Origin of the sequence: Rhodobaculum claviforme (assembly GCF_016653255.1) — a bacterium.
In the GTDB taxonomy this organism is placed as follows: domain Bacteria; phylum Pseudomonadota; class Alphaproteobacteria; order Rhodobacterales; family Rhodobacteraceae; genus Rhodobaculum; species Rhodobaculum claviforme.
In genome coordinates this window covers 1-7,832 of the sequence record NZ_NHSD01000157.1, presented here as the reverse complement: position 1 = coordinate 7,832, position 7,832 = coordinate 1, and the positions used below count along the sequence as shown (strand labels likewise).

Genomic DNA, 7,832 nt, shown 5'->3' with positions numbered 1-7,832 from the left:
CCCTGAACCCCGCACCGACCTCCGCCCCCGCCGCAGACGGCGCTGCGTCGGGCATGGGGACTGGGGGGCGCGCCGTGGCAGACGGCGGGACGCCAGACGCCGCGGCGTCGGACGGATCTGCGCCCGCATGTGTGGCGCTCGGCATCGCGTCAGGCATCGACAGGGGGGGCCTGCGGGCGGCAGGAAGCGCGTCCGAGGGTGTCCGCGCGCCGGTGAGCGGAGTGCCGGTCGGCCCGGCCACGGACGCCACGGCCCCGGGCGGCGCCACGTCGGATGGCGCAATGGCGGGCGGCGCAATGGCTGGCGTTGCCATATCGGCTGGCAGCGCATCGGTTGGCCGGGTGTCGGGCGGCGGCGCGGCGTGCGGCTCTCCCTCGGACAGCGGCAGCACGACGGTGACGGTGGTGCCCTGACCCGGCGCGGTGTCAACCTCGATCCGGCCCGCCATCTGCATCACCAGCCGCCGGGTGATCGCCAGCCCCAGCCCGCTGCCGCCATGGCGCCGCGCGACGCTGCCGTCGCCCTGCTCGAATTCCTCGAAGACGCGGGCGGCCTGCTCGGGGGTCATGCCGGGGCCTGTGTCCTGTACCACCAGCCGTATCCCCTGCCCGGCGGGACACGCCAGCCGCACCGTCACGGTACCGGCCTCGGTGAACTTGATCGCATTGCCCACGAGGTTGTGGAGCACCTGCATCAGCCGGTTGGGATCGCCCAGCCGGGGAGACGCGCAGCTGTCCTGCGCCTCCACCCGCAGCGCCAGGCCCTTGTCGCGGGCGCGCAGGGCGTGCAGCGCCTCCAGCCGCCGCAGCAGGTCGGCGGGTGCGAAGGCGATCCGCTCCAGCGTGAGCTTGCCCGCCTCGATCCGCGACATGTCGAGGATATCGTTGAGCAGCGTCATCAGCCCCTCGCCGCTTTCGCGGATGGTGGTGGCCATCTGGCGGGCCTCCGGCTCGGGCAGCGCCCCTTCCAGAAGTTCGGCCATGCCGAGAATACCGTTGAGGGGGGTGCGGATCTCGTGGCTCATGTTGGCCAGGAACTGAGACTTGCTGCGGCTCGCGCTCTCGGCGCGCTCGGTGGCGCGGTGCAGCGCCTCGGCGGCCGCGAGCGCGTCGGTCACGTCGGTCAGGGTGCAGACGGTGCGCGCGGCCGCGCCCGCGTGGACCACCGGCGCCGCGTTGACCGAAATCACCCGCCGCGCCCCGTCAGGCCGGTGGATCACATGGCGCACATCGCGCAGCGCCTGCCCGTCGGTCAACCGGCACGCCATCGGCGGGCTGCCGTCGGGCGGTGCGGGATGCCACTGCGGATCGTCGTACCGTCGACCCTGCAGCGCGGCACAGCCGACGCCCAGGATGCGCGCGGCTTCGGCGTTGGCAAAGACAATGCGCCCGGCGCCATCCAGCGCCACAATGCCGGAGATCGAGGTTTCGGTGATCTGCGCGAGGAAATCCCGCTCGGCCTGGAGGCGCAGCTCCAGCGCCCGACGCTCGGTGATGTCGCGCAGCTCCAGCACCCAGCCCATGCCGACGCGGCTGTCGCGCATGGGGCGCGCGATGCGGGTCAGGCGCGGCTCGTAGCTGCGTGCCCCGATGACAAGCGGCGCGGGCGGTCCCGCGCGGGCGGGGTCCGCCGCAGGACCAAGCGCCGGGCACGCCGACAGGCTGCGCCCGGCGGCCACATGCGCGCCCAGCACCCCCATCGCCGCCGGGTTTGCCCCCGCAACGCGACCGGCGCCGTCGATCACCACGATCGGGTTTGCGGTGTCGAGAAACAGGATGTCGCGCGCAACCGACCCCAGATCGAACAGCCGATCCGCAAGGATCAGCCCGGCAAACGCCACCAGCGCCACCGCAAAGGTAAACGGCGTCGGGTCCATGCCCCACAGCGTCACCCCCGAGACGAGATAACCGAGGTTCGCCACCACCGGCGCCAACGTCACCGCCAGCCACAGCAGAAAGAAGCCCCGGTGCGCGCGGTGCGTGCGTGCCACCCCCACCAGCAGCACCGCCACCCCCGCCAGCAGGAACCCATAGAGATAGACCGCCGCCGCATGGAACGCCGGGCCGTGGTCATAGATCACCGCCGGGCGGCCCGCGACCTCGGCCAGCCGGGTGGCCGGGCCATAGAACTGCCCGTGCCAACCGTTGCCCAGCGCCACCGCCGTGATCGCCACCGGCCCCGCCACCAGCACCGCCCGTTTCCAGCCCGCGCCGAAGGTCGAGCGGGCAAAGGCGTAGTCGAACAGAAAGAACGCCACCGCCGTGGGCACCAGCGCGATGCCCGGCCACGCCAGCTTGGCCCACAGCACCTTGCACCCCTCGGTGGCGACCCAATGCTCCATCACGGCCGCGCCCAGCCACCACAGCATCCCCACCAGGGTCAGCAGAAAGAACGGCTTGCCGTGGAACACACGCGGCCCGCAGACCGACAGCGCCACCCCGCCAAGGCCCGCCCACAGCCCCAGCCCGGCGAGGACGGTCGCCGGGGGTGGTCCGGGAAGAAGGCACTCCAGCATGGCTGTGCTCACCTATGTTGACACGCGGGACCCGGGCGCCCCTGTTCGGCGGAGCGAGGCCCGCCGGTATCAACACCGCACATCCGTCAACATTTCACTTGCGCCGCGCGTGTTTCAGCGCAGCAGGTCGAGCAGCATCAGCGACATCTGCGGCACCGCCGCCACCGCCGCGATCCCCACCAGGCTGGCCAGCAGGAATGGCCAGGCCCCGCGCGCCACCCGCTCGATCGGCAGGCGGGTGACGTTGGCCGCGACATAGAGGTTGATCCCCACCGGCGGGGTGATCAAGCCGATCGCCAGGTTGACCATCACCAGAACCCCGAACCACACCGGGTCCCAGCCCATTTCGCGGGCGACCGGCAGAAAGATCGGCAGCGCGATGAACATCACCGTCACCGGGTCCATGAACATCCCCGCCACCAGCAGGATGACCATGATCACGCCCAGGATGACCCATTCCCGGTCGCTCAGGCCCAGCAGCGCGCCGGAATAGCTGCCGACCAGATCCTCGACGATCACCACCCAGCCGAACAGGCTGGCATAGGCCACGATCAGCATCACCACCGCCGAGGACGCCGCCGCCGTCCCCAGCGCATCGTAAAGCCGACGCCAGGTCAGCGTGCGATAGGCAAAGGCGCCCACCGCCAGCGCATAGACGGTGGCGATCAGCGCGGCCTCGGTCGGGGTGAAGATGCCGGCATAGATGCCGCCCAGGATCAGCACCGGCGTCATCAGCCCCCAGAAGCTGTCGCGGAAGCTGGTCCACAGCGCCCGGCCCCGCGCCATCCCGGCATAGGGGTCGGGGCTGAGCGCCGCCAGGCTGGGGCTGCGGGTGCGGCGCGCAAAGGGCAGCACCGCCACCATCGTCAGCGCCATGAACACGCCCGGAATGATCGCGGCGATGAACAGACGCGAAATCGAGGTCTCGGCGATCACGCCATAGATCACCAGCCCGATCGACGGCGGGATCACGATGGAGAACGCGGCCCCGGTGACCACGAGGCCTGCGGCGAAGGCGCGGTCGTAGCCGTCCTCCTCCATCCCCTTGATGATCATCGGGCCGATGGCCGCGACGGATGCGGGGCCCGAGCCGCTGACCGCGCCCCAGAACAGGCACACCACCGTGCCCACCACCCCCATGCCGCCGGGCAGCCCGCCCACGGCCACGCGGAAGAACCGGATCATCCGCTCGGCAATCCCGAGGCTGCCCATCAGCGTGCCCGCCAGGATGAAGAACGGAATCGCCAGCAGCGAGAACCGCGTGATCGAGGTCGCGATCAGATCGCCCGCCAGATCGAGCCCGAAGCCGATCTTCCACATCGCATAGAGCGCCGACAGCCCCAGCGCGAAGGCCACCGGCACCCGCAGCAGCATCAGCGCAAAGAACACCACGATCATCTGCGTGCCGGCGGCGGTGATGCCGAGCGCCTCAAACATCGGGCACCTCCGGATGGGCGCGGCCCCGGACCTCCTCCCAGGCGCGCTGGAGGTAGCGGATGATGGTCAGCGCAAAGCCGAACGGCAACGCCGCCTGATAATACCAGGCCGGGATGCCCAGCGCATAGGAGCGCATGCCGACGCGCTGGATGTTGGCCATCGCCTCCCACGAGAACCACGCCGACATCGCCAGCAGCGCCACCGACAGCGCCACCGACAGCGCAAAGACCGGCGCGCGCAGCAGACGCGGCAGGCGGTCGGCCACCAGCGTGACCGCCAGATGCTCGCCCCGCCGGGCGGCAAGGGCCGCGCCGAACACCGTCAGCAGCAGAAAGCCGTTGATCAGCAGCTCCTCGGAGGCGGCAAAGGACAGGTTGGTGCCGTAGCGGATCACGACATTGACGAATCCGAGCGCGGCCATGCCAAGGAACAGCACGGCGCAGATGATCTTCTCGAAGTCGCGCAGGAACAGTCGCAGCATCCGCCCGGCCCCCCATGCAGGACGCCCATGCCACGCGCGGGGCATGGGCGTGGTGGCGTGCCGTCAGTCGGCGGCGGCGATCGCCTCCTGGAAGGCGTCCACGATCTCGGGGCCGACGCGGGCGGCCCAGGTGTCGAACGCGGGCTGGGTGGCCTCGCGGAAGGCGGCAAGCTCCTCCTCGGTCGGCTCATAGACCTCCATGCCCTGCTCGCGCAGGAAGGCGATGCCGGCCTCGGTGCCCTCGCGGGTGATCTCGCGCTGCCAGGCCATCGCCTCGACGGCGGCGTCGCGGATGATCGCCTGCGTGTCGGCGTCGTAGCCGTCCCATTTGGACTGCGAGATGCCGAGGAAGATCGGGTCGTAGGAGTAGTGCCACGCCGTCAGGTAGCGCTGAAGCTCATAGACCTGCTGGGGGATGATGACCGCGCCGATGGGGTTTTCCTGGCCGTCGACCACGCCCTGCTGCAGCGCGGTCAGCGTCTCGCCCCACTGCATCTGCTGGGGGTTGGCGCCCAGCGCGTCCATGACGTCGATGTACATGGGGCCGGCCACGCGCATGTTCAGCCCCCGCATGTCATCGGGCGTGCGGATCTCGCGCACGTTGTTGGTGACCTCGCGAAAGCCGTTCTCGCCCCAGGCCAGCACGACGATGCCGCGCTCGGCCAGGATGTCCGACAGCATCTCGCCGGGGGCGCCTTGGGTCGTGGCGTCCACCTGGTCATAGCTGGAATAGAGGTAGGGCAGAGAAAACACCGCCATTTCAGGCACAAGCGGCGTGACGTTGATGGCCGACGTCACCACGAGGTCGAGCGCGCCGCGCCCCACCATCTCGGCCTGGCGCATCTGGTCGCCGCCCGACAGCTGCGCGTTGGGGAACACCCGTACGGTGATCGCGCCGTCGGTGCGCTCGGCCAGCAGCTCGCCGAACTTCTCGGCGCCCTGGTGCCAGGTGGTGGTGTCGCCGACGTTGTGCGACAGGCGCAGCGTCTCGGCCGCGGCCACGCCCGCGCCCAGGGCGCCCACCAGAACCCCCGCCAGAGCGGTGGTCGTGAAGCGTGCGAATGTCATGGTGTCCTCCTCCTGATGTCCGTCGGGGGCGGGGCCGCCGTGACCGGCCCGCGCGCCGCCATCCGCTAGTGCCTCCCATAGCGGCGCATTTGCAAGGCAAACCTGCACGGCGTCGGGGCGCGCCGCTCGCCACCTTGTGACCGGGGCGCGCGTGCGGTACTGACGAAGCCGTTCATCCTGACCGGCGGTTTCCCATGCGTATCCTTGTCACCAATGACGACGGCATCAACGCACCGGGCCTGGCCGTGCTCGAAGCCATCGCGGCCGAAATCGCGGGACCGGGCGGCGAGGTCTGGGTGGTCGCGCCCGCGTTCGAGCAGTCGGGCGTGGCGCACAAGATCAGCTACACCCACCCGATGATGATCGCGCAGCTGGGACCGCGCCGCTATGCCGCCGAAGGCTCGCCGGCCGATTGCGTGCTGGCGGGGATCTATGACGTGCTGGAGGGGGCGCGGCCGGATCTGGTGCTGTCCGGCGTCAACCGGGGCAACAATGCCGCCGAGAACGTCCTTTATTCCGGGACCATCGGCGGCGCGATGGAGGCCGCCCTGCAGGGCCTGCGCGCCGTCGCCCTGTCGCAGTACTATGGCCCCGAGAACCGCGACCTGCGCGACCCGTTCGAGGCGGCGGCCGGCCACGGCACCGCCACCGTGCGCGCGCTGCTGGAGCACGCGACCTGGGACACCGACGATTACCGGCTGTTCTACAACGTGAATTTCCCCCCCGTGCCGTCGGACCGGGTGCGCGGAACCCGCGTCACCCGGCAGGGCTACCGCAAGGAAAGCTTCTTCGGAGTGGAGCCGCACATCTCGCCCTCGGGGCGCAAGTTCCTGTGGATCAAGGGTGGCCCGCAGCACATGCCCACCGCGCCGGGCACGGACGCGGCGGCGAACCTGGATGGCTACATCTCGGTCACGCCGATGCGCGCGGACCTGACGGCCCATGACGCGGTGGCGCCCCTGGCGGCACGATTCGGTGATTGACCCGGGGATGGACAACGCCGAACGGCAGATGCGCTTCCTCTACGCCCTGCGCTCGCGCGGGGTGACGGACCCGCGCATCCTGTCGGCGATGGAGCGGGTGGACCGCGGCGCCTTCGTCACCGGCATCTTTGCCGAGCGCGCCTACGAGGACATGCCGCTGCCGATCGCCTGTGGCCAGACCATCAGCCAGCCGTCGGTGGTGGCGCTGATGACCGAGGCGCTGGAGCTGACGGGCCGTGACAAGGTGCTCGAGGTCGGCACCGGCTCGGGCTATCAGGCGGCGATCCTGGCGCGGCTGTCGCGGCGCGTCTACACCATCGAGCGGCACCGCCGGCTGGTGCGCGCCGCCCGCGAGGCCTTTGCCGAGCTGGGCCTGGGCAACATCACCGTGGTGCATGGCGACGGCAGCTTCGGGTTGCCGGACCAGGCGCCCTTCGACCGCATCCTCGTGACCGCCGCCGCCGAGGACCCGCCCGGCCCGCTGTTGGCGCAGCTGCGCGAGGGCGGTATCATGGTGCTGCCGGTGGGCCAGTCCGATGCCGTCCAGAGCCTGATCCGGGTGCGGCGGTTGCCGGGCGGGCTCGATTACGAAGAATTGCGCCCGGTGCGCTTCGTGCCGCTGGTCGAAGGCCTCGGGACCGACTAGACCCGGGCCGCGCCGCCGTTTGGTGTTGCAGATGCAAGGTATGCCCGTGATGAACGCCGCCCCCCGCCCCACCCCGTTGTCCCGCCTGTGCCGCGCGGGGATGCTGACCTCCGCGCTGGCGCTGCTGGCGGGCTGCGCCGAGCAGGGGTTCGACTGGGACCTGCGCCCGCCCGCCACCGGGTCCACGGCCGATGCCGCGCGCCAGGTGGCCGGCACGCGGCCCGCGCCCGACGCGCGGGGGGTCATCTCGTACCCCACCTATCAGGTGGCGCTGGCGCAGCGCGACGAGACGGTGGCCGATGTCGCCCGCCGGCTGGGCCTGGACGGCGCCGAGCTGGCCCGGCGCAACGCGGTGTCGCCCGACACGCGCCTGCGCGAGGGCGAGGTCCTGACCCTGCCCGCCCGGCTGCCGGACGCACCCGGTGCGCGCGATGTGGGCGCGATCGCCACGACCGCGCTCGACCGCGTCGACTCCGGCCCGCTGCGCGAGGCCCCGGCGCAGACCCGCAGCGCCGACGAACCCCTCCAGCACCGGGTGGAGCGGGGCGAGACCGCCTTCACCATCGCGCGGCTTTACAATGTCACGCCGCGGGCGCTGGCGGACTGGAACGGGCTGGGCGCCGACATGGCGGTGCGCGAGGGGCAGACCCTGATGATCCCGGTCGCGCGGGCCGAGCCGACGCCGCAGCGCACGGCCGCCGC

7 protein-coding genes are annotated in these 7,832 nt (G+C 71.2%); 3 read left to right on the top strand and 4 right to left on the bottom strand.

Features of this window, described 5'->3' with window-relative positions:
• From CCR87_RS05140 to CCR87_RS05125, 4 genes are all read right to left on the bottom strand, one after another.
• Positions 1 to 2,515: sensor histidine kinase (locus tag CCR87_RS05140; RefSeq protein WP_201156491.1), on the bottom strand; the 2,515-nt coding region annotated here is incomplete at its 3' end.
• A 114-nt stretch (positions 2,516 to 2,629) separates the two neighbouring features.
• Complete coding sequence (locus tag CCR87_RS05135; protein ID WP_201156490.1) at positions 2,630 to 3,952, bottom strand: TRAP transporter large permease; 1,323 nt, start codon at positions 3,950 to 3,952, stop codon at positions 2,630 to 2,632.
• Entirely contained in the window at positions 3,945 to 4,433 is a 489-nt protein-coding gene (locus CCR87_RS05130) for a TRAP transporter small permease (RefSeq protein WP_242511866.1), read from the bottom strand. The genes CCR87_RS05135 and CCR87_RS05130 overlap by 8 nt, the downstream gene beginning before the upstream one ends.
• A 63-nt stretch (positions 4,434 to 4,496) precedes the next feature.
• A complete protein-coding gene (locus tag CCR87_RS05125) occupies positions 4,497 to 5,501 on the bottom strand; it encodes a DctP family TRAP transporter solute-binding subunit (RefSeq protein ID WP_201156489.1) in 1,005 nt (334 codons plus the stop codon).
• Between the two features lie 194 nt (positions 5,502 to 5,695).
• Between CCR87_RS05125 and surE the strand changes: the two genes are divergently transcribed.
• From surE to CCR87_RS05110, 3 genes are all read left to right on the top strand, one after another.
• Entirely contained in the window at positions 5,696 to 6,484 is a 789-nt protein-coding gene (gene surE, locus CCR87_RS05120; RefSeq protein ID WP_201156488.1) for a 5'/3'-nucleotidase SurE, read from the top strand.
• Positions 6,485 to 6,491: 7 nt separating this feature from the next.
• Positions 6,492 to 7,130 (top strand): protein-L-isoaspartate(D-aspartate) O-methyltransferase, encoded by a 639-nt coding sequence (locus CCR87_RS05115; RefSeq protein ID WP_201156487.1) that lies wholly within the window; start codon positions 6,492 to 6,494, stop codon positions 7,128 to 7,130.
• Positions 7,131 to 7,179: 49 nt separating this feature from the next.
• Positions 7,180 to 7,832: LysM peptidoglycan-binding domain-containing protein (locus CCR87_RS05110; protein WP_201156486.1), on the top strand; the 653-nt coding region annotated here is incomplete at its 3' end.

Coding starts and splice junctions, on each gene's coding strand:
- CCR87_RS05115 (WP_201156487.1), top strand. CDS start 6,492: ATGGACAACGCCGAACGGCAGATGCGCTTCCTCTACGCCCTGCGCTCG.
- CCR87_RS05130 (WP_242511866.1), bottom strand. CDS start 4,433: ATGCTGCGACTGTTCCTGCGCGACTTCGAGAAGATCATCTGCGCCGTG.
- CCR87_RS05135 (WP_201156490.1), bottom strand. CDS start 3,952: ATGTTTGAGGCGCTCGGCATCACCGCCGCCGGCACGCAGATGATCGTG.
- CCR87_RS05125 (WP_201156489.1), bottom strand. CDS start 5,501: ATGACATTCGCACGCTTCACGACCACCGCTCTGGCGGGGGTTCTGGTG.
- surE (WP_201156488.1), top strand. CDS start 5,696: ATGCGTATCCTTGTCACCAATGACGACGGCATCAACGCACCGGGCCTG.